The organism is Acinetobacter sp. ANC 4204, assembly GCF_002135205.1.
Classification (GTDB): Bacteria; Pseudomonadota; Gammaproteobacteria; order Pseudomonadales; family Moraxellaceae; genus Acinetobacter.
In genome coordinates this window covers 60,155-83,532 of the sequence record NZ_NEFZ01000005.1, presented here as the reverse complement: position 1 = coordinate 83,532, position 23,378 = coordinate 60,155, and the positions used below count along the sequence as shown (strand labels likewise).

Annotated in this window: 14 protein-coding genes; 6 read left to right on the top strand and 8 right to left on the bottom strand. The window is 43.3% G+C overall.

The features are described from left to right. The first annotated feature begins 74 nt into the window (after window positions 1-74). Genes B9T36_RS11765 through recD form a run of 3 tightly spaced genes read left to right on the top strand, consistent with a single transcriptional unit; the run spans window position 75 to window position 9,335 of the window. A complete protein-coding gene (locus B9T36_RS11765; protein ID WP_086209673.1) occupies window positions 75-3,755 on the top strand; it encodes an exodeoxyribonuclease V subunit gamma in 3,681 nt (1,226 codons plus the stop codon). Between the two features lie 3 nt (window positions 3,756-3,758). Then, window positions 3,759-7,511 (top strand): UvrD-helicase domain-containing protein, encoded by a 3,753-nt coding sequence (locus B9T36_RS11760; RefSeq protein WP_086209672.1) that lies wholly within the window; start codon window positions 3,759-3,761, stop codon window positions 7,509-7,511. Between the two features lie 39 nt (window positions 7,512-7,550). Then, window positions 7,551-9,335, top strand: coding sequence for an exodeoxyribonuclease V subunit alpha (recD, locus tag B9T36_RS11755; protein WP_086209671.1), 1,785 nt, complete (start codon window positions 7,551-7,553; stop codon window positions 9,333-9,335). Window positions 9,336-10,053: 718 nt separating this feature from the next. On the opposite strand, the gene B9T36_RS11750 is transcribed toward recD, so the two are convergent. Continuing rightward, the gene (locus tag B9T36_RS11750) at window positions 10,054-11,352 is read right to left on the bottom strand and encodes a serine hydrolase domain-containing protein (protein ID WP_086209670.1); all 1,299 of its coding nucleotides are present in this window, start codon (window positions 11,350-11,352) and stop codon (window positions 10,054-10,056) included. Window positions 11,353-11,605: 253 nt separating this feature from the next. Here B9T36_RS11750 and rpsO point away from each other — a divergent pair, with 253 nt between their 5' ends. The 3 genes from rpsO to B9T36_RS11735 all read left to right on the top strand — a co-directional run bounded on the left by rpsO (window position 11,606) and on the right by B9T36_RS11735 (window position 15,613). Then, a complete protein-coding gene (gene rpsO, locus B9T36_RS11745; protein WP_004692669.1) occupies window positions 11,606-11,875 on the top strand; it encodes a 30S ribosomal protein S15 in 270 nt (89 codons plus the stop codon). Window positions 11,876-12,149: 274 nt separating this feature from the next. Further along, complete coding sequence (gene pnp / locus B9T36_RS11740) at window positions 12,150-14,237, top strand: polyribonucleotide nucleotidyltransferase (RefSeq protein ID WP_171264465.1); 2,088 nt, start codon at window positions 12,150-12,152, stop codon at window positions 14,235-14,237. A 140-nt stretch (window positions 14,238-14,377) separates the two neighbouring features. Continuing rightward, window positions 14,378-15,613 (top strand): magnesium transporter CorA family protein, encoded by a 1,236-nt coding sequence (locus B9T36_RS11735; RefSeq protein WP_086209668.1) that lies wholly within the window; start codon window positions 14,378-14,380, stop codon window positions 15,611-15,613. Between the two features lie 120 nt (window positions 15,614-15,733). Here the strand turns inward: B9T36_RS11735 and B9T36_RS11730 are convergent, their stop codons facing one another. The 7 genes from B9T36_RS11730 to B9T36_RS11700 form a co-directional block, all read right to left on the bottom strand. Continuing rightward, entirely contained in the window at window positions 15,734-15,994 is a 261-nt protein-coding gene (locus tag B9T36_RS11730) for a YdcH family protein (protein WP_086209810.1), read from the bottom strand. Between the two features lie 70 nt (window positions 15,995-16,064). Beyond that, entirely contained in the window at window positions 16,065-16,421 is a 357-nt protein-coding gene (locus B9T36_RS11725) for a chaperone modulator CbpM (RefSeq protein WP_086209667.1), read from the bottom strand. A gap of 10 nt (window positions 16,422-16,431) precedes the next feature. After that, the gene (locus B9T36_RS11720; protein ID WP_086209666.1) at window positions 16,432-17,385 is read right to left on the bottom strand and encodes a DnaJ C-terminal domain-containing protein; all 954 of its coding nucleotides are present in this window, start codon (window positions 17,383-17,385) and stop codon (window positions 16,432-16,434) included. A gap of 144 nt (window positions 17,386-17,529) precedes the next feature. After that, window positions 17,530-17,982, bottom strand: coding sequence for a DUF2147 domain-containing protein (locus tag B9T36_RS11715; RefSeq protein ID WP_086209665.1), 453 nt, complete (start codon window positions 17,980-17,982; stop codon window positions 17,530-17,532). A gap of 203 nt (window positions 17,983-18,185) precedes the next feature. Then, window positions 18,186-19,061 carry an Hsp33 family molecular chaperone HslO gene (locus tag B9T36_RS11710; RefSeq protein ID WP_086209664.1) on the bottom strand — a complete coding sequence of 292 codons (876 nt, stop codon included), beginning with the start codon at window positions 19,059-19,061 and terminating at the stop codon, window positions 18,186-18,188. A gap of 50 nt (window positions 19,062-19,111) precedes the next feature. After that, on the bottom strand, window positions 19,112-20,953 hold the full coding sequence (locus tag B9T36_RS11705) for a monovalent cation:proton antiporter-2 (CPA2) family protein (protein ID WP_086209663.1): 1,842 nt from the start codon (window positions 20,951-20,953) through the stop codon (window positions 19,112-19,114). A gap of 82 nt (window positions 20,954-21,035) precedes the next feature. Next, window positions 21,036-23,258, bottom strand: a complete 2,223-nt coding sequence (locus B9T36_RS11700) for a primosomal protein N' (RefSeq protein ID WP_086209662.1) — start codon at window positions 23,256-23,258, stop codon at window positions 21,036-21,038. Between the last annotated feature and the right edge of the window lie 120 nt (window positions 23,259-23,378).

The following is a 23,378-nucleotide window of genomic DNA, read 5'->3' as shown; positions in this document are numbered from 1 at the left end:
ACAGAACCAGAAGTATAGTCAATAATCTGTGTGCTTTTGTAGATTTTTCATAAGATGGTCATTTGAGGGGAAACATGGCAATACACGTAATACAAAGCCAGCGTATTGATGTTCTGTTGCAAGCCATGCAAAAAACCGTCTTTAAACCGGCCAAAAATGCCTTTCAAGTACTGCAAGCACAGCACTTTATTGTCCCTTCACCTGCGGTTGAGGCGTGGCTAACGCAAAAGTTGGCGGAACAGCAGGGCATCAGTGCCAACACACAGTTTCATCATCGTATCCGTGGTTTTCAGTGGTCGGCTTATCAGTGGGTTTTGCTCGATCAAAAAGATGAGGTCCGTAAAGCCAATATTCCGCGATTGATTATTAAATGGCGCGCCTTCCAAGCCTTAAAAGAATTTATACAGGCTGAGCTGAATCCTTTAGAGGTTGCCCATCCGTTGTATCCTATTATTCAGCGGATTTATGCCAGTGCTGACCGTTTGCAACAAGGCATTGATAAACAGCTCAAAAAACAAAGCATGCTGTATTGGGTGGCGGAGCAGGTTTCACGGCTGTTTAGTTTTTATATGGATTATCGAGGGCATTGCACCAAAGGTTGTCCAGCGCAAAGCTGCCGTTGTCAGACCAATTGGTTACAAGCGTGGGGTAAGAATCAACCGCTTGATTTGGAGCAGATGTTCTTTAAAACTCAGCAAGAACTCAGTGCTTTTCAACTCAATCAAGCGCATGAGCTAGAGGCTTGGCAACGTTGGCTCTGGCAGGTGGTGTTCCATGCCGACTTTGAACAAATTCAGCGTATTGATACGGCATTTTGGGACTTACTCGATCAAGTAGAGACCCGAGAAGCTGCGCTGAAAAAGTTACCTGCGCAGTTGGTGGTGTTTACTGTTCTAGATTTACCGCCAAAGCAATTGGAGTTTTTGCACCGCTTGGGGCAATACCTTGATATCTTTATTTTTCACTATAACCCATCGCAAGAATACTGGGCGGACAGTGTCGATCCTAACTGGAAAGCGCGTTATGACGCGCGGGTGAAGCAGCGTTTTATTGAAAAAAATCCAAATGCCAATGATGCAGAGATTCAGCAGTTTTTTGATGAGTTTACCCTCAATTTTAATGCAGAAACTCGAGAGTCTCGTCATCCTTTACTGACCCGATTTGGTAAACAGGCACGGGACCATTTCTCTTTACTTTCAAGTCTTTCTTCAGGTGAAGATGGGGTATGGGCCGATGTCTTTGTGGATGAATACCCAGAAACTTTACTTGGTAAAATTCAGTCTGATGTCCTGTATTTGGTAGAGCCTACGCAGCATGAGTATGTCTTGGCTGAACAGGATGATTCGATACAGATTCATGTTTGTCATTCCAGCCTCAGACAGCTTGAAGTCCTCAAAGATCAACTGACGCATTGGTTGGCTCAGGGTACGGCTGAAGCACCGCGACGTCCAAGCGATATTTTGGTGTTGACGCCGAGTTTGACTGAGCTAGAGCCGTTTATTCGCAGTGTTTTTGCGCCGCCACCGCATGAGCGTGAGGCTTTGCAAAAGGGCCATCAACTGAGTAAAGACAGTATTTATTTACCAATTAAGCTGGCAGGTGTGACTCAACTTGATGCTTTAAATGCATGGCGTGCTGTGCTGGGACGGATGGTCTTGGTGCGGGGGCGTTTCAGTATTGAGGACTTTGCCGATTGGCTCAGTTTAAATGCAACGCAGCAACGTTATGGCTTAGACATGAATATGATTGAGCGGATGACTGAGCTGTTGATCAACGCAGGCTTTAAGCGTGGATTGGATGCTGAACATTTAAAACGCAGTTTGGCCGAAGGGGATGAAGACTATCGTTATAGTCTGAAGTTTGCTTTAGATCGTTTGGCTTTAGGCGTCGCTGTACCAGAACATGTGCTGTTTCATGAGACCTTGAGCTATGCCCAAGTACAGTCGAGTGATTTTGAGCTGATTGGTGTTTTGATTGAAATTTATCAGGATTTTAAACACCGTTCCGAGTGGATGATTGCGCATGAAACAGGACAGCGGACGACTGCAGAAACTTGGCTGAATCGTTTGATGGAGGATATTCGCGAGTTTGAAGCTGCGGGTGTCGAGTCTTTGGCTGCAGTGTATAAGATGGTCAAAAAACAAGAACGTATGCTGACCTTGGCGAGTTTCTATGACGAACACGATCATCATGCACTGCGCAGTTTAAGTTTACCTTTGCCTTATGTATTAGAAGAAATCCAAAAGACCTTAGAAGCGCAATTGGACTATGCCGAACCCACGGGGCAGATCACATTTAGTCAAATTGGTCAGATTCGACCTGTGCCGTATAAGCTGATTGTGATGTTGGGCTTAGACAGTGGCAAGTTTCCCAACCGCAGTGCGCATTTGCCTTTTGACCTGATGGATTTACTGAAGCCACAACTGGGGGATCGTTCCCGTTTGGAAGATGATCAAGGGGCTTTTCTAGATGCGTTGTTGTTGGCACAAGAGAACGTATGGTTATTTTATAATGGCTTTGATATCAACGATGGTGAAGTCCGTGATCCGTCTACAGTATTGCAAGAACTGATTCAGCATATGGCCTTTATTGTGCAGCCTGACACACAGACCAAGAGTGTCAATGCAACGGTTGATCAGCATGGTGTGACTGTGCCTGCACCGTTGGCATCGCTGTATCATGTTCATCCTTTATTGCCTTTTGATCCACGTGGTTTTGAGTCTGAGCACAGTATCCGTTTTCAAGATCAATGGTTTCAGGTCGCGAGACAACTACAACATGCATCAGGGCAACGCAGCAGTTGGGTCAACACGCCGTATCCAAAATTAGAGCAAGACATTCAAGTTCTTGACAGTCAGCAGTGGATTCAGGACATCACTTTTCCTGCACGGCTGTATCTCAAGACTTTAGGCGTGGAAAACTTAAAACCAGAAGAGATTCCTGCAACGCAAGAACCGTTACTGCTCGATGGTTTAGGACGTTATGCCATTCGCCATTTTTTACAACAACATGAAGCAGAAGCAGATGCCAATCTTCTGATGGATCAGCTGCCGATTGGTAAAGTGCAAGATGGGGTCTGGCAAATGAGCGTGCTTGAGCAGCAGCGCTTGCTGACACGTTTACAACGCTATGCACCTGAGACCACAGCCACGACCCAACAAGTCTGGAAGGTGAATGAACATTTACAGATCAATATTACCTTAGCCAAATACAGTGCTGAAAAATGGGTCAGTCTAGAAGCGTCTAGTGCCAGAGCAAAGCGCCGTGCCAAAGTTTGGTTGGAGTATTTATTGTGGTTGGCTTATGTGAACTTAGGTGAGGGCGGACAGCAATATCAACGCATCGTGGTGTTTAGTGACCGAACCATTTTATGTACTGGTGTGAGTTCAAATCAGGCGCGTGAATGGCTCAAGCCTTGGTTGAAAGCATGGGATTATGCACAAACTCAGCCTTTGGTTTTACCTGCGGCCTTGCTGTTGAAAATTGCAGAAAAAGATAAAATGCATGAATGGCAACCGAATGATCAGGAGCAGATGGTGATTGCTGATATGGATGCCATTTATAAAGTTTGGGAAGAAGATGGTCGCTTTAGTGGTTTTTCAATGACTGAAAATGAAGCCAATAAAGCACATCGCGACTGGCAGTTTATTTTACAAGAGCAGGATGCCAAAGCATTACTTGCCCATGCCTGTGAGCAGTTTTCTTATGAGCTATATCATCCGATTTTTTTGCATCAGCAAAGCCTTGAGGACTAAGTCATGACAGCCCAGTCTCAGGTCACTCCATCGAACATGTCTTATCAACCCATTGCCGATATGAGCTTTCAGGGCTTGCATTGGATTGAAGCTTCAGCAGGCACAGGCAAGACTTTTACTTTATCCAGTTTAATGGTACGCATTTTTCTCGGGGCCTATTTGCCGAATCAGGTGATTGCAACCACTTTCACCCGTGCTGCCGCTGCGGAGCTGAAAAGTCGTGTTCGGGCACGCTTGATTGAAACCTTACGTTATTTTGAAGGTTGTCAAAGTCTAACCGAGCGAGAAATACAGGCCAAAATTTACGCAGAGCAAGATCCGCTTTTTATCAAAGTACTGACAGACTATGCCCAACGGGTTGGTTTCGCTCAAGAGCGTTTGAAGTTAGTGATTGACCAGTTAGATGAGTTATTTGTCGGGACATTGGACAGTTTTAGTCAAAAGCTACTGCGTGAGTTTTCTTTTGAAAGTGGCAAGATTGAGCGTGCGGATATCACCGATGATGCGCAGAGTTATACTCAACAGCTCATTCATGATGTATTACGTGAGTGGATTCAGGCGCAGCCACAGCCTGTGGTGAATTATTTACTGTTAAAACAAAAATTAAAAACCGAACAGGCTTATGTGCCGATTGTTGAAAATAGTTTGAACTTTGCATCAGCACAGTTTCAACAGGTGGAAAAACCTGTACTTGATTTGACGCAATTTGAGCAGGCCATTGATCAATTTACTGCGCTGGATGTGGTGCAGATTGAAGGATTGAAAGACTATTATGCCCCTGAGGGGCAGTACCATGCAGTGCTTGGGAAAAAGTGGCGCACCGATGCTTTGATGCAACGTATTTTATGTCAGGATTTACCTGCTTTTTTGACCGCACTGAAAGAGCAACGTGCTTATGCTTTATTTGCGCCACATTTTGAAAAAACCTTAAAACACTTGACCGACCTCGCGACGAAAAAAGTCTTAAACAAATGTGCCGTAGATGTGTTGGAACAGTTTGAACAGCATCCAGTGTGGCGACAGGTGCGCAGTTTCTTAGAGGCGTTGACAGAGCTAGAGCTTAATTTGGATGTGCTGGATGCGTATTTGAAATATCACTTAAGCTCTGAGGTGAAAAAGCGTTTACCGCAAGTGTTGCAGCAAAAGAGTGAAACGACCTTTGCCCAACAAATTCGGACCTTGTCAGAAGCTTTACAGGGCGAGCAGGGCAGGCGCTTTGCCCAGTTTGTACAGGCACGCTATCCACTTATTTTAGTGGATGAGTTTCAAGACACCAACCAAGACCAAGATGATATGCTAGCGCGGATTTGGCGTGATGCCGAGCGTTATCATCAAGGCTGTATGATTATGGTTGGTGACCCGAAACAAGCCATTTATGGCTTTCGTGGAGGGGACATGCTGACCTATAACAAAGCGCGTTTAGATGTTTTGGCAAAGCAAGGTCGGCAGTATAGTTTGAAATATAATCATCGCTCTGTGCAAGAACTAGTACAGGTGGTGGATGCTTTATTCCAACGCCAACAGGACTTTGGTGAGCAGGTCTATTATCAGCCTGTAGAAGCAGGGACTCGTCCCCATCCCGCTTTGGTCGATGCACAGGGTGAAAACCATGTACCGCTGCGTTGGCTGTTACTTGAAGATAAAAAATATGAAGCTCAACAAGTGGCATGGAAAATCCGTGATTTAATCAACCAAGGCATTCAACAGCAATTGTATGTGGCAGATGATCCGCCACAGTTTATGGGTGCAAATGATATCGCGGTGTTGTCGAAAAACCATGATGGCTTGGACAAAGTTCAGTTTGAACTAGAGCGTTTGGGAATTTTGGTCAACCGTCCGTCTAAACGCAGTGTGTTTGAAAGTCAGGTCGCAAAAGATGTCGGTGCGCTATTGACCGCAATGATGCATCCTTTTGATGAAGCCAAAGTTCGCCGTGCGCTTTTGAGCAGGTTATTGGCAATTGATTTAAAACAGTTACTGGAACTGGAAAAGCAAGCCAACGGTCTGAGCCAGTTTATGGCGGATTTTGATGATATCCGTGACATGTGGATCAATAAAGGCTTTTTAAGTGCATGGCAGTACGCTTTAAACCTGTTTAAGGTGTGGAAAAACTTGGTGGCCTACCAAAGCCGAGACAACGAACGGACTGTGGTCAATCTACGGCATTTGACTGAGTTATTGAGTCAGCATAGTGAGCAGTTTCAAGGCGCGCAGAAACTGTATCATTGGTATCTCAAACAGTTACATTTACCTGCGGAACGTGAGTGGGAGTTGGAACGTAAACTCTCCAATGCCACAGGTGTAGAGTTGATGACCATTCATCAGTCCAAAGGTCTAGAGTTTAAAATTGTGTTCTTGCTGGGTGCCGACAAAGACTTTAAGGAAATGAATAAAACCTTAAATTTTTCAATGCTAGAACAGATCAATCCGAATACAGGTCAGAGCGAGTTACAGCGCATCGTTGCGGTAAATGATGCCAATCTGTTAGATCCCGCCGCGATTGCTCAACACAATGAACGAGCCGAAGCAGAACAGCATCGCTTATGGTACGTTGCACTGACCCGTGCCAGCCATCGCGTATATGCCTTAATGCAAGATCAGGAATATAAATCAAATACGGCATTGGCATTTTGGCGGGGCCAAGCAGGTAATCTGTTTGAGCATCCTGCCAGTGGTGATGAGGTGTTGCTGACTGAAAAGCCGATCCGTATACAGCCAGCGGAGCAGCAAGAGGTGATTCAGTTGCAAGCTTTGGCCTTTCCTGAACAGCGTTTTTATCCACGTTCCAAAACCAGTTTTAGCGCGTTGGCACAGCATTTGAGTCGTAAAGAGGCAATGGATGCCTTGGCGGTTTTGAGCGAGAAAGTTGGCAGTGCGGATGATGAGATCAATCATCCTGTACTTGAGGATGTGGAACTGAGTCAGCCTTTGGCGTGGATTAAACGGCAGTTTCCAATGGGGACGACTGCGGGAACTTTCCTGCACGAAATTTTCGAGCATATTGACTTTCAGGACTCACGTGACTGGGGACTGGAAATTCATCGTCGTTTTAAAAATGATAGCCCCTTACTGTGGCAAGAGTTATTGGGCAAATATCAACACGAATTTGGGCAGGATGATGAAACTCAATTGGTGCTGTGGATGCAAGAGTGGTTAGCAGATGTGCTCGAAACGCCTTTGCATGCAGGTTTTCAGTTGAAGCAACTCAAAGCCGATGAGCACTTGGCTGAATTTCCTTTTTATTTGTCCTTGTCCGATCATGTGTTGGCGATTAAACGCATACAGGCATTGTTTCAAGAATACGGCATTGATCTGCTCGACTTAAATGAAGCCAACTCTGCTCGTTACCTGACGGGTTCGATTGATTTGGTTTATTTTGATGGTCAGCGTTATCACATTGCCGATTATAAAAGTAATTTTTTAGGGGCAGATCAGCAGAGCTATAGTTATGACGCAATCCAATTGAATATGTCACATGCCAGTTATTGGTTGCAGGCGGGCTTATATTTGGTGGCTTTGCATCGTTATTTAACAGTGAATTTGCTGGACTATGACATTGAAGAACATCTGGGTCAGGCGAGTTATCTCTATTTGAGAGGAATGAATGGGCAGCCCAATCAAGGCGTATTAAGTTGGCATGCTAGCCCAGAGTTTATTTTAAGACTAGATGCCATCTTGGGTTATTTTGCTGAGGATACTTCTACTGAAAATCATGTAGGCAAAACTTCTGAATTAAGTGAAATTAGTCACCCATAAACAAACAATTAAGCTGTGGATAACTTTGAGGATAACCGTGTGGAAAATGTGTGTAAAGCCACTATTGATCAGGCTGTCGAGATAGATACATGGTTAACGCGTTGGAGTCAGTTTATTCAGCAGTCACCGCTAAGTAAAACAGGCCCCACCGAAGCCCGAAGTGCAGTGATTCAACAGGTCCTTGAAGCCATGCTACGCGGTGAGAGTTGTATCTCGGTTGCAAGTGAAGCCATCACTGTCTTAGATGATCTGATGATAGATGAACAGCAGGCACAGCAACAAAAAGCGCCGTTTGTCTATGATCATGGGCAATTATATTTGTATCGTTATTGGGCTTTAGAGCAGTCCTTGGCCGAGCAAGTAGCACGGTTAAAACTGCAAAATTTAACGCAAGTTGATCTTTCAGCTTATGCCGATTTACTTGAAGATCCCTATCAAAAACAGGCTTTGGCGATGGTGGCCGAGCAGGCGCTCGCGATCATTACAGGTGGCCCAGGCACAGGGAAAACCTATACCTTGGCGCGGATTATTGCGGTGCTTAAGCAAAGTCTGCCTGATATTCGTATTGCGATGGCTGCACCTACAGGTAAGGCAGCGCAGCGGATGAAAGAAGCGCTGCAAAACTCTTTTCAGGATGAAAAGTTACAAAACCTAGTTACCCCAGATTTGAGGCTTTTAAATCCTGTGACATTGCATCGACTCTTGGGCTTAGGAAACACGCAACAGCCGCGTTTTCATAGCAGACAACCCTTGCCTTATGATGTGATTGTCGTTGATGAAGCCTCCATGTTGGATTTAAATTTGGCGCAGATGCTATTTGCAGCCATGCCGAACCAAGCCCGTTTGATTTTATTGGGAGATGCCGATCAGTTGGCTTCGGTCGATGTCGGTTCTGTACTTGCCGATTTACAACACGTTCCAGCTTTGGCTGAGAATAGAGTCAATTTGGTCAATAGTCGCCGTTTCAAATCAGATGCACGGATTGGAAAGTTGGCACAATTTATTCAACAGCAATCGTGTTTTGACTTAATGATGCATCCTGCCGAAAAACAGACCGTATTGCACAACTTTCAACAGCAAGTGGTATATGCCACGACGTTGAAGGCTGTTGAGTTGGATCAGGTCAAGGTTGATTGTCTACAACTCGAATTTTTGCCTGAGCAGGCTTTATCTGCAGAGCAGTTACAACATTATTATGATCTGTTGATGCTCGGCTTTCAGGGCTATATCGAAGCTTTAAAGCAATATCAGCAAAATCCTAATGAGTCTCTCGTATCCAAAGTAGTTCAATGTTTTGATGATTATCGAATTCTTGCTGCGATACGTCATGGGCATTTCGGCTTAAAACAGCTGAATTTGCAAATCGAGCAACGTTTATTGGAACAATCAAAACAAATCAAACAAGGCGAATGGTACTTGGGTCGTCCAGTAATGATGACCTATAACGACTATCAACTGGGCTTGTCGAACGGAGACATTGGCCTGTGCTTAGAGCGTATTCAACAAGGTAAGTTACAGTTTGAGGTCTATTTCCCCAGTCTGGATAAATGGGTTATGGCGACACGATTACCCCAAAATATAGAAACAGCTTTTGCGCTGACCATTCACAAATCGCAAGGCTCTGAGTTTACTCATACTGCGGTGGTTTTAGATCAGCAGGCTGAAAAATTACTCAGTAAAGAGTTGATTTATACTGCAATTACACGTGCGAAAAAAGTAGTGAGCGTACTAGCGAATAGTGATGCATTTGTGCACTCAATCGTGACACGAACGACACGGCAGAGTGGTCTATCAAGAAAAATTAACCAACAAATTCAATTGTGAAGTTTTAATAAACAAACAAGGGCTTTGTACGAAATGGCTTACATTGATTCAGGAGATTTGCGCATAGAGCTTTACTGAGGTTTTTGAGAAGATGGCTTCACATAAAGAGCTCAACACGGAATGTTGAGTATAATCGCAAAAAGATAATAATAACGTCAGTAGACAGCGAACTTACAGTGAAGTAAGTGAAAGAGGAAACTTACAGCCGCTAAGCCTTGTAGTTTTGGGAGAGACTACAAGGCTTTTTTATGTCTGCTGGATTGGCAGATTGTGACAAAAATTGTTTATTCATTTATCCAGAGAGATTTGACCCATCATTGCAACTGAGAAAAATATTGTGCGTACTTGTGTGAGTATATGTTTTTTAAAGGAGATAGGGGAAGAGCTTGAAAAGATAGTTTTTTGATCTAATATTTTGTTTTTAATATTTATTTAAATTTATAAGTGGATTTTTCCTCTACATGTTTTGAATAAATATGGATGAATTGAGGATTTTTTGTAAGCAATCGCTTACATAGAGATGCGAAAAATACGACTTCTTTCTCATGTGGTATGTGGCAAAATATGTCACATAAGGACGTGATTGATTAAACATGGAATGTTTAATAAAAAACGCGGAAAAGCGCATAATTATAATGATAAACAAAACAACAAGAACAAAAATAGAAGAAACTACAGCGCAAAAAAGCCCAAGTTCTACTTGGGCTTTTTTTTATATTTAAATGAAATCTTTTTCGGTCTGATCTGTAGCAAACAATAAGCGACGCTGACTCTTTAAAATTTTTGGACAATGCTTTGAGATCTGATAAAGCATTTTTGCTAAAGCGGGTAAGTGAGTCCCGACGACTGATTTGCCTGTCGTTAACAGTGACACGCTAATATCACGCTCTGGGTCGGCCCAGCAAAGAATATTGGAAAAGCCTAAATGTCCAAAGGCTTGCCCCGTCATTGGTCCAAATAACCCAATAGGATTACTGCCTAACATTGGGCCTAAGGCATAACGCATCGGGACTAATAATGTCCGATCTAAACTGACTCCTGATGTAGCCAATGTCGAGCGTAATACAGTTTGGCTACTCATGATTTGTTTGCCTTGGTATTCACCACCACTCAAGAGCATTTCAAAGAAACGACCAGCTTGTTCGGCACTGGTATAAATGTTGCCCGCTGGGCAAATCGTGTCCATAAAGCGCGCATCATTGGTCACATCGACCGCCAACTGTAAACCACCGCCCAGTACTCGATTAAGATAATGGTCTGTGCCTAAACGTGGATGTAGACCTGTGGCATAGTTTAAAGCGACATCTGCTCGATACTCAGGTTTTAAACCATAGTTGAAATAATCTAGTCCCATAGGCTTTTCGATATTTTGGGCTAGAAATTCACGAGCCGTCTGACCTGTGACCCGCTCGATAATTTCTCCTAAAATATAGCCAGCGGTAACTGCATGATAAGCCAAGTGTGTGCCCGAAGCTGAAACAGGTCGTGCCGCATAAAGCTGTTCTAAAATTTGATGTTTATCAAATAGCAGTTCGGGTGTGACTTGACTGTCTATACGAGGAATGCCACCACGATGTGCCAGCAAATGAAAAATGGTAGCACGCTGTTTGCCATTTACCGCATATTCAGGGATATAGTGGCTAATTGGATCCAGTAAATTAAGTTGGCCCTGTTCATTCAACAGATGAATCAACATGGCTGTGACGATTTTAGAGGCAGAAAATAAGCAAACTGGTGTATCGGGTGTGCCAATTTTTGCATCTGCCGCTAAACCATCGGGTGAGTTGCCTTGGGCATAACCGATGCTACGATTTAACAATATTTGTCCCTGACGACGTAAGCAGAGGCTGATAAAAGGGTAGTTTCCTGTTTTATATAGGGACTCTACACTGGCCCAAATGCTTTGAATTTGTACGTCATTCATGCCACCCAAAGTAGCAGAGACCTCATCCTTAGAACGAATCACGTGGTTGAGGTCTTGGGGAACATAACAGGTATTGGCGGATAAAAATTTCACAAATTTCTCACTATTCTTTGTTTTTTATTTGACTTGAGTCTGCAATTGAAAATCCTCATTGTCACTAGTGTGCATGATTTGTACAAAGCAGTCAGTTGCTGAATTGACTGTGAACTTAAAACATTTTTGCAATATAGCGCCATATCCCTTAAAATATCGAACTTGCTGTAGTGATGCACGGCAGTCAAATTGGTTTTGAAGAATCAATTTGATTTGTATCAAATGTAACTTATAAGCATCTCGGAGAAATCGAATGGCTTTAACAAACGCAGATCGCGCAGAGATCATTGCTAAATTTGCTCGCGCTGAAAACGACACTGGTTCACCAGAGGTTCAAGTAGCTCTTTTAACTGCTCAAATCAATGACTTACAAGGTCACTTCAAAGAGCACAAACACGACCACCATAGCCGTCGCGGTTTAATCCGTATGGTTAACCAACGTCGTAAGCTTCTTGACTACCTTAAAGGTAAAGACGCTACTCGTTACAGCGACTTGATTGCTGCTTTAGGTTTACGTCGTTAATTCGATTAAACTTTTATTTTCGGGCTATCGCATCTTGAATGCTTTATCGCTGAAAAAGAAAGTCTACCTCGCTTTCGCGAGGTAATGGGGAAGGGGCGAATGTTTCGCTCCTTCTTTGTGTCTTAAAATCATGTTTTTAATTTCTGGTGAGGTCGGCTTCTAAGCTTTGTCATTTCCACCGTTACTTGAAAAAAGTAATGTGAATGCCAAACCTTAGGGGTCTCCACTAGATAAATAACTGTTCAAAAGAACTAGGAAAAAACAATACATGTCTATGTTTAATATTATTCGTAAAGAATTCCAATATGGTCAACACACGGTTGTTTTAGAAACTGGTCGTGTTGCTCGTCAAGCAAACACTGTAGTGATCACGATGGGTGGTGTACAGGTTCTTGTTGCAATCGTTGCTCAACCAAAAGCAAAAGCAGGTCAAGACTTCTTCCCATTGACTGTTAACTACCAAGAAAAACAATATGCTGCAGGTCGTATCCCAGGTGGTTATGGCAAGCGTGAAGGTCGTCAGTCTGAAGCTGAAACTTTAATTTCACGTCTTATTGACCGTCCAATCCGTCCATTGTTCCCAGAAGGTTTCTACAACGAAATCCAAGTAACAGCGACTGTTATTTCTTCGGACAAAACCATGGAAGGCGATATCGCTGCAATGTTGGGTGCTTCAGCTGCGATGTCTATTGCTGGTGTTCCATTTGCAGGCCCAATCGCAGGCGCACGTGTTGGTTTAATCAATGGTGAATACATCCTTAACCCAACCTTAGAACAGCTTAAAGAATCTGATCTTGACCTTGTGGTTGCAGGTACTGAAGCTGCTGTATTGATGGTTGAATCTGAAGCGAAAGAGCTTTCTGAAGACCAAATGTTAGGCGCTGTACTTTTCGGTCATGACGAAATGCAAATTGCAATTCAAGCAATTAAAGAGTTTGCTGCAGCTGCGGGCGCAGTTGAATCTACTTGGGTTGCGCCAGTTAAAAACGAAGAACTTCTTGGTAAATTGAAAGAAGCATTCGAAGCGAAAATCTCTGAAGCATACACAATTGCTGTTAAGCAAGACCGTTATGCAGCATTAGATGCGCTTCACGCTGAAGCTGTTGCTCAGTTTGTTCCTGAAGAAGATGAAACTGGTATTGCTACTGAAGTTGACGAATTATTTGAAGACTTAAAATACCGTACAGTACGTGACAACATCTTGTCTGGTAAGCCACGTATTGATGGTCGTGACACGAAAACTGTACGTGCAATTGACGTTCAAGTTGGCGTGTTAGATCGTGCTCACGGTTCTGCATTGTTCACACGTGGTGAAACTCAGGCATTGGTAACCACGACTTTAGGTAACACACGTGATGCCTTAATGGTAGATACACTTGCAGGGACTAAAACTGACAACTTCATGTTGCACTACAACTTCCCTGCATACTCTGTAGGTGAAACAGGTCGTGAATCTGGTCCTAAACGCCGTGAAATTGGTCATGGTCGTTTAGCACGTCGTGGTGTACAAGCGGTTCTTCCTGCGGCTGATCGCTTCCCGTACGTGATTCGTATCGTATCTGACATCACTGAATCGAATGGTTCATCTTCTATGGCTTCTGTATGTGGTGCTTCATTATCACTTATGGATGCGGGTGTTCCATTAAAAGCACCAGTTGCAGGTATTGCAATGGGCTTAGTCAAAGAAGGCGAGCGCTTCGCAGTTCTTTCTGACATTTTAGGTGATGAAGATCACTTAGGTGACATGGACTTTAAAGTAGCTGGTTCTGCGAACGGTATTACTGCACTTCAAATGGACATCAAGATCGAAGGTATCACTGAAGAGATCATGGAAGTTGCATTGAACCAAGCGTATGCGGGTCGTATGCACATCCTCAATGAAATGAACCAAGTGATTTCACGTGCGCGTCCTGAAATTTCAATGCATGCGCCGACATTCCAAGTCATCAACATCAACCCTGACAAGATTCGTGACGTGATTGGTAAAGGTGGTGCAACCATCCGTGCCATTACAGAAGAAACCAAGGCAGCGATTGATATCGAAGACAATGGTACAGTACGTGTATTTGGTGAAACTAAAGCAGCCGCTTCTGCTGCTGTTGCAAAAATCCAAGCACTGACTGCTGAGATTGAACCAGGTACAATTTACACTGGTAAAGTTATTCGTATCGTTGAATTCGGTGCCTTTGTTAACATTCTTCCAGGTACTGATGGTCTACTTCATATTTCACAAATCTCAAACGAGCGCATTGCGAACGTGGCAGACGTGTTGAAAGAAGGTCAAGAAATTAAGGTACAAGTTGCGGACGTAGACAACCGTGGTCGTATCAAATTGACGATGAAAGACATCGAACAAGTTTAAGTTCTGACAATTCACAGAGTATGTTCTATGTGAGTTGAGTGATATTGAAAAGCCCTGAGCTTTGCCAAATTAAACTTTGGCTTGCTCAGGGCTTTTTTTATGGCATCATGCTGGCTAAGACAGACAATAATAAATGAGATATGCAAAGCTATTATTTCTATCAACATCCTACTGCACAGCATACCTATGTGCAGAAACAACCGATTGCAGAGCAGGAAGCCGAATTTATCTGGGTGGAGTGTAGCCGTGAAGACGTAATAAATCGCGCTGAACATTGGCAACAAGACATTTACGCGGCAACAGGGATATGGGTAAATGAATACCACCTACGTGATATTTTAAATTTAGAACATCCTTGTGCATTCGACACGTTGGAAGACTATGATTTATTGATCTTCCGAAAGCTGATTACACCTGATGACCAAATCAAGATTGATGCACAGGCTGTTGAAAAGCATGAGCGCGTATTTGGTTTGGCGACGACACCCATTAGTTTTATGCTCACGCCACAAGTTCTGATTACAGTTAGAGAGCAGGGCAATAAAGAAGTTGAAAGTTATATTCAACGGATTGAAACTGTTTTGGGGCGTCCGATTGAAGAACATAATAAGCCACGAAAACTCCCATCGACTCCATTAGATTTAGCACTGCGTTTATTAAACCATATGGTCGATGGTTATTTGGACTTGCGAGTTCCGCTCACGCGACGGGTCGAGTTTTGGCAGCAGGAGCTTTTGCAAGGGCATCGTCGTTTTACCAGATGGCATCAATTATTGCAGGAGAATATGGCTTTTCAGCAGGTGGAAAATTTGTGTGAAGAACAGATCGAAACTTTACAGGAATTGCGCGATGAAATTGTGGATAATTATTCGCACTTGAAAGGGAAAAAGCGCAGTGAAAAACAAGACATCATGTTGGTGCGTGTGGACGATTTGACCAGTCATATTGAACGTATTCAAAAGCACACGATTCGTTTGAGAAGTGCGGTACAGGCCGCTATTGATCTGCATTTCTCAGCGATTGCTAATCAAACCAATGAAAACATGCGTATTTTGGCGATTATCACTGCTATTTTTGCACCACTGACCTTATTGACTGGGGTATATGGAATGAATTTTGAGTTTATTCCTGGGCTGAAGTCACCTACAGGGTTTTGGATTATGCTCGGCATTATGCTTATGACCACCATGACGTTGCTTTATTATTTCTATCGACGGCATTTGGTCGGTCGCGGGGAAAAGAGTGTTATTGATATGCTGGCTCAACAACATGCGGATCAACATATGAACCTGTTTTGGTTTATGGATTATGAGCCGATTAAACAAACCGTGAAAGGCACGATTAAAGATTTAGAGAAAATCACCAAATTAAAATAATTGGGTGATTTTCTGTATCGACAGTTAAAGCGAATGCGCTGTAACCTGACGCTCTTGAGGCAAACGCTATCCTTGTTCAATTTATTAGTCGGATATGTGGGCGTTGCAGAGCATTTAAATTTAAGAGGTTTTGAGTTGAGCTCCTTTTAAAATGCGATAAAGTTGATCTTTAATGAACAACTTTTTGCGTTTGAGGGGCTCAATCTCTCCACGATGAATCCGAACAGGATCTTGTTCGAGTAAACAAATTTCCTTGTCCAGCGCTTCATGGTCATCAAACATTTTAGAAAAATGTGGATTGTCTTCTCTAAGCTGTTGAATCATGTCTCGGTATTCAGGAAACATGTGCTTGGTCTTTTTATTACAAACTTTAAGTTTCATGGTTGCCGTCAAATCCTCTTTTAGCATAAAAAAAAGAAAGAAAGGCATGCGCCAATCTTTCTTTATAGAACTAGTGCTGAGTTGGTTTAACTGGGTCGGTGAGGTGTAAGTGTTTCACTTCACGACGGAGTTTTTGAACCTCATCAATTAAATCCAGCATCATTGCAACAGCAGTAAAGCTGGCATCAAAGTCACGTTGTAAGCGATAGGCTCGCCGTGCACGTGAGACATCATCACCAAAAAACTGGTGAATACGGTTATCGGGTCGGTTAGGCAGAATGTCATATTCCAACAGCTGTAAAACCCACTCCGGACTTTGTCCGCAAGCTTCAGCAAAATGCTTTAAATCAAAGCTATGTTGTTCATCAACAATTTCAGCGTGTCGACATCCGTCTAAAATAATTTCACGATAATGAATAGTCGTCATAATTTTCTCCTTAAGACTGACGCGGCTTGAAGTGAGGAAAGGCTTCAGCAAAGGCTTGGTAAGCCTGTTGCTCTTGCTCACTTTGCGCAGGAGGTTGAACAATATTTAAAATTAAATATAAATGCCCAGCGGTTTTGGCTGGAATCCCCTGATCTTTTAAACGTAGTTGTTGCCCATTTTTCGCGTTTTTAGGAATTTGGATTTGTAGTGTGCGGCCATTTGGCAGGGTGGCAGTTGTGCTCAGTCCTAAAGCGGCTTCCCACGGGCTAATGTTGAATTGGTGATAGACGTCGACCCCTTCAACACGTGTGGTGTCTGTGTCTTTGTAGTAAATTTCGATATAGAGGTCGCCATTTTCACCCCCCTGAATACCCGACTGTCCTTGACCACTTAAACGAATCTGTTGTCCTTCTTTCATGCCTTTAGGAATTTTAACTTCCAGCGTTTTACGCTGAATTTCGGCCTCGCCATAAGCATTTAAAGTAGGGATCTGTAAGGTAATGGTTTGGGTGGTGCCGTGGAAGCCTACATCCAAATCTACATCTAAACGTGCATGTTGGTCTTCACCTTTATGGGGTGTGCGATTTTGGCGTTGATATTGATAATTTGATCCACCAAAGCCTGATCCAAAACGACCAAATAAGTCTTCAAAGCCCGAAAAATCATGTGCCTGTTGACCACCCTGTGCATTCCGAAAGGCACCCTCAAAGCCACCAAAGCCTGTATTTTGATTAAATTGGTGAGCACCTTGCGGATGGTCAAGCTCAAAGTCGTATTCCGCTTTTTTTGTTTCATCACTCAAGGTGTCATAAGCTACGTTGAGTTCTTGCATACGTGTTTCAGCATCGGCTTCTTTGCTGACATCAGGATGGTACTTACGCGCCAATTTACGGTAGGCTTTTTTAATTTGATCGGCTGTCGCATCTCGCGTTAAACCGAGTATTTCATAATGGTTCTTCGGCATAAGTAAGAATTTATAAATTGATTAAGTTTTAATCATTATTCAGCCTTTTAGTCGATTTCTACAGTAAAGATATGTTCCTTATTGTTTCAAAACATGACAAGAAAAAAGCCCTCAATGAAAGGGGCTTTGATTGATGAGGGATACTTAATATTTGACCCAGATGATGTTGCGTCTACCGCCATTTTCGGTCGAAGTTCCTCGAATCCGTAAGTGCTTACCATTATTACTGAGTCGTGCCTGAGCGTCATAGCGTAAACCTGAGAGCGGGTCGAGCAGTTGACCTTGAATATACGTGTTGCCTTGCGTCTCATCTGCTTTGAGATGGCTTAAAGTCGTCATCCCGATGATCGGCTGGTTTTTATTCACACCATCACATTTTGTGCAATTTTCTATTTTGGTTGCTCCTGGAATTTCACGTGTACTCAGGATGATAGCTCTATAGAGATTATTTTTATCTTTTTGAATTTCAACATCTGCAAGCGAGTAGCCCGTCTTATCATCAATAGTTTTCCATTTTCCAAGTAATGGGTCGGACGCTGCAAAACAGGAGAAAGCCAAGCTACTGGTGAGTGCCAAAAGATAAACAGATCGTTTCATAACAACCAAGCCCCGAGGAAAAATAAATATAAAAAAGGCATAAAAAAATTATGGTTTTATTTATAACGAAATTTAAATGGAATGACCAGTAAAATATCTATGAATAAGAGTGATGGTTTATGTGAAAAATATGACTTTTATGAAACTTAAGACATAAAAAAAGAGCAGCGATGCTACTCTTTTCTTATGTCTAGGAGAAAGACTTAGCTTAAGTGCTCACCAAACAAGCCGAGCGCTTCTTCTGCACTAAAGCTGTATTGTGTGTTACAGAACTGACAGTCCATGGTAATGGGGTTCTGATGTTCTAGTGTTTCACGTACAGCTTCTACACCAATTTGCTCAAGCGCATGAGCACAACGTTCTTTTGAGCAGGTACAACCGAATTTCAATGCTTCAACTTCGGGTAAACGAACGTCTTCTTCGTTATAAAGACGGTAAAGAATTTCGCTGGTGTCTAACTCAGTCAACTCTTCTGCTTTAAGTGTCTCCGTCAACATGGTCAGACGTGGCCAAAGGTCTTGGTCAACACGTTCTTGTTCTTCTTCACTATTTCGCGGTAACAGTTGAATGAGTAATCCGCCTGAACGCTGAGCTGAGCTGGCTAAGACGATACGTGTTGGAATTTGTGCAGATAGGTCATAATACTGCATTAAGCAACCTGCGAGATTTGGCTTATCTAAAGCCACAATTCCTTGATAGCGCTCACCAAACTCAGGTTCAATATTAATAAACAGCACTGGGCTGACGAGTGTGCTCAACACGGTACTGCTACTTTCAGCGCTGTTAAAACGTGGGTCAGCTTCATAATCCGCCAAAGCACGTACTTCACCGAGGTGATTGCATTCCGCCATAGCCCATTTAAAGCTACCTGACGCCTGAATTTGTAAACTAATACGGCCTTTAATTTTTAGGGTGCTGGCAAGCAATGCCGTGGCACTGAGCATTTCGCCTAACAGTATTTGGATTGCTGGGGCATAATCACGCTGTGCCAAGATGGTTTGTAGGGTTTCTTCAAGATGAACCACTTCACCACGAACAGGACTATCTTCAATATAAAAGCGTTGACGCAAATCAGACATAAATTTCTCCAATATCCTGTCTTAATGGTGACGATATTGTAAAACACAAGTCATTTTACTTCATCCCGTGTCACATCTATTCGGTCATGTTGTAACTCACGTTGTAGGTCAACCCCCACAGGGCTTTGGCGCAATTGGGTATCACTTTCAAACAGATGTTCTAATTCGGCTAAAGCGTTACGATGTGTTTCATACACTTTCTGCTCATCGTTATAAATGCTTTGCTGCTGTGCGAGCAGTTTTTCATCATAATCGCGGAATAATTCGATGCTCTTATAAGCATCAGCTTCAGCAATTCCGAGATTGCGCAGCGCAAAATAAGCCATCCCCAAGGATGATAAATAGGTTTCACGCCAAATATGTTCGACCCCTAGATCACGCAGCAAGTGCACATGATGTCGGTCTCGTGCCCGCACCAGTAAGTTTAGGTCAGGGTAGTTGAGTCGAATATGGCGTGCCACATTCATTGAGTCCTCAATATCATCAATGGCTAACACAAAAACTTTGGCATGTTCGATCCCTGCGGCACGCAGGATATCGGGTTGAGTGGCATCTCCATAGTAGAGTTTACCACCGTAGTTTCTGACAAAATCAACCTTGTCGATATTGCTATCAATGGCTGTAAAAGTCTGGTGTTGTAAGTGCACCAGTCGCGCTACAATTTGTCCAACACGCCCGAAACCCGCAATAATCATTGGGTTGTGTTGATCGGGAATGTCGTCATAGACGGGAGTAGTTTCTTTTTCAAATAGCGGTACCACCCAAGAACTCATTAGCCAGTATAGAATAGGCGTCAGAATCATCGACAAGGTCACGATCAGGTTGATCGGCTCTAAAATGGCCTGTGTAATCACATGTTCACTCATGGCCACATTGAGCACTACAAAAGCAAATTCACCGCCTTGTGCCAAACAGGTTGCCAGCATCAAACTGTTGCGCCATGAAAACTCGAAGTAGCGAGCTATGGCCGTTAATGCCAGCAGTTTGACCAACATCAGCAATAACGCACCGCCAATAATCAGACTTGGGGTTTCCCACAGGAGCGAAACTTGGGTACTCATCCCGACGGTCATGAAAAACAGACCGAGAAGTAGACCTTTAAATGGTGCAATACTGGCTTCCAGTTCATGGCGGAATTCAGAGTCAGCAAGTAACACTCCCGTTAAAAATGCGCCCAAGGTGGTACTGATACCTAAGACATCCATCAGCGCGACCACGCCTAAGACAATAAATAAGCCGACTGCGGTAATCAGTTCATGCGCGCCACTTTTGGCCACAAAGCGAAAAAATGGACGCATGAGATAACGACTAAATAAGAATAAGCCTGTAAAGGTAGCAACAATAGCGGCAAAGTAGGCAATGCCATGATGGGTTGAGCTTGTTCCCGCAAGAAGGGGAATAACTGCAATCAGCGGAATTGCAGCAATATCTTGAAAGAGTAAAATGGAAAAGGACTGTTGACCAAACGTGGTGTTGAGTTGTTGTTTTTCGCTCAGAAGTTGCAGAACGAAGGCTGTCGAGGAAAGAGCGAGGGCAAAACCAATCACAACACTGGCTGCAATCTGTTGTTGCAAGGCAAAAAAGACGATACAAGCGAGTAGAATTCCGCAGACAGCGACTTGTAAGCTCCCCATCACGAATATGGATTTACGCATTTCCCATAAACGTTGTGGTCGGAGTTCCAGTCCAATAATGAACATCAAGAAAATCACACCGTATTCAGCGAGTTTATGAATATCCTCAGGGTCATGGACGACATTTAAAACACTGGGGCCAAGTAAAATACCTGTAAATAAATAGCCGAGTACGGTGGCAATCCCGAGCCGTTTGGCCAGCGGAACGATCATCAGTGCCGCAGCCAAAAAGAGGGTGATTTGAAGCAGTAGAGACATTGCCCTGTCCTAAATTTTTTTCTTTATGTTTAAAGTTTAAGGGAGAATGCGACTCAGGTCTAAGCCTTATTCACCTACGGTCTTAACTTAACTCTTGTGGGTCAATATCGAGACTTAATTTCATGCCATGCGGCTTGTTGTGCCAGACATTTTGCCACCACTGACGAATATAGAAGTGCATACGTGCACGGTCTTTTGAGAGCAGTACCATATGCGCCTGATAGCGCCCAGCTTTACGTTCCATTGGTGCAGGAATAGGTCCCCAAATATCAATAGTGTTTTCTGAGGCTTGGCGCAGGGCTTGTGCATGTTCTTGTAAAAAACTTTGGTTCAGTTCTTGTTGTTTAGACTCACAGCGCAATAAAGCTGCATAGCGATAAGGTGGCATCCATGCAGCTTTACGCTCTTTCAGTGTTTGCTTGGCAAAGCTACGATAGCCCGATTCCAAAAGGGTATTCAGCAAAGGGTGATCTGGACGTAAAGTTTGTAAATAGACTTCGCCTTTTTTCTCACCACGTCCAGCGCGTCCCGCAACTTGGATGATGAGCTGTGCGGTACGTTCTGTGGCACGAAAGTCAACACTGAGTAAGCCTGAGTCGATGTCTAAAATCGCCACCAAAGTCACATAAGGAAAGTGATGTCCTTTGGCTAACATCTGTGTGCCGAGTAAAATAATCGGTTCGCTTTTTTGAATTTTATTATAAATCTTTTGCCAACTACCGACTCGACTGGTGGAGTCGCGATCAACCCGAATCACGTCAAAATTGGGAAATAACGCTTGTAGGTTTTCTTCAACTTTTGCGGTACCTAAACCAATCGGTTTCAGTTCATTATGTTGACACTGTGGGCAGTGCTCAGGCATACGGTGGATGGTGCCACAGTGGTGACAGTGGAGATGCTGATAAGGCTGTCGATGTACGGTGAAATTGGCATCACAATGTGGGCATTTTGATTGCCAGCCACAACTCTCGCAGATTAACACGGGCGCATAGCCTCGACGGTTTAAAAAAACCAAGACCTGTTCTTTTTTGTCTAAACGCTTCTGTATTTCATGAATCAGTTGTTGGCTGATACCATTTTGCTTTTGTGCCACTTTCAGATCAATCACATGCATTTTTGGCATGACTGCTGCACCAGCCCGCTGGTTCAGTTCCAAGCGGATCATTTTACTTTGTTCGACCAGTGCATAACTGTCGATACTTGGCGTTGCAGAACCAAGGATAATTGGACAGTTTTCTAAGTGTGCACGGTATAAGGCCACATCACGAGCGTGGTAGCGGAAGCCCTCTTGCTGCTTGAATGATAAGTCGTGCTCTTCATCTAAGACAATCAAACCCAGATGTGGAAGGGGCGTATAGATAGCAGAACGTGTGCCAATCACAATTGAGGCTTTACCTGTTTGTGCGCTTTGCCAAGCTTGCAGGCGCTTAGAATCATTCAAACCTGAATGTAGTAGCGCAATATGACAGTGAAAACGAGATTGAAAACGACTCACTGTTTGTGGGGTGAGACCAATTTCAGGCACTAAAACCAAGACTTGTTTGCCTTGTTTTAAAACCTCTTGCATGACTTGCAAATAGACTTCAGTTTTACCACTACCCGTTAAGCCATCGAGTAAGAACGCTTGATAGCTGTTTCGTACTTTTAAAATACGCTGAATGGCATGCTTTTGGTCCTCATTGGGGGTGAGAGGCATTTGTGCCAGTGTCATGGCTTGCGGTTTAAAGTCTTGAGCTTCAAGGATGCACTGGGTGATTTGCTTTTTTTCTAAGGCTTTTAAGGTTGCTGTTTCTACACCAGCCAAATTTAAAATGTTTTCAGAAGTTCCTGTGGGATGTAGTTTTAAAATTTTATAGGCATCTTGTTGTTTTTCAGAACGCTTTAATTTGTCTTCGGCATGGTCATCAATCAGCTTCCACATCCGTGCCAATAGGTTATAAGGCTTACCTTGGCGTAAAAAGCTAGGTAACGCGGCATGCATCACTTCACCAATCGGAAATTGATAATATTGTGCTGCCCATGTCAATAAACTTAAAACTTTAGCATCTAAAATAGCGCTGTCATCGAGCAACTCAGTTATGGCTTTGAGTTTAAAGCCTAAATCGAGTGGTTTTTCATCAGTGAGTTTTTCAACAATGACACCGACCACATTTTGGCGACCAAATGAGACAGCCACACGTGCACCGACTTCAGCTTGTTGGTATTGTTCAGCCGTTAAACTATAGTCAAAACAGTCATATAGATAAACAGGAACAGCCACACGAATACGGTAGCTCGGTGTGGTGGAAAGTGTATTCTCTGGCATAAAAAGCTCAAAATGTCCTGATGAAATTGTGATTGTGTGATGAATGAGTTGTGTTAGAGTGATGACATAATTTATAACTTAGAATATGAATGATTTTGATGCTGACATGCAACAGCACCA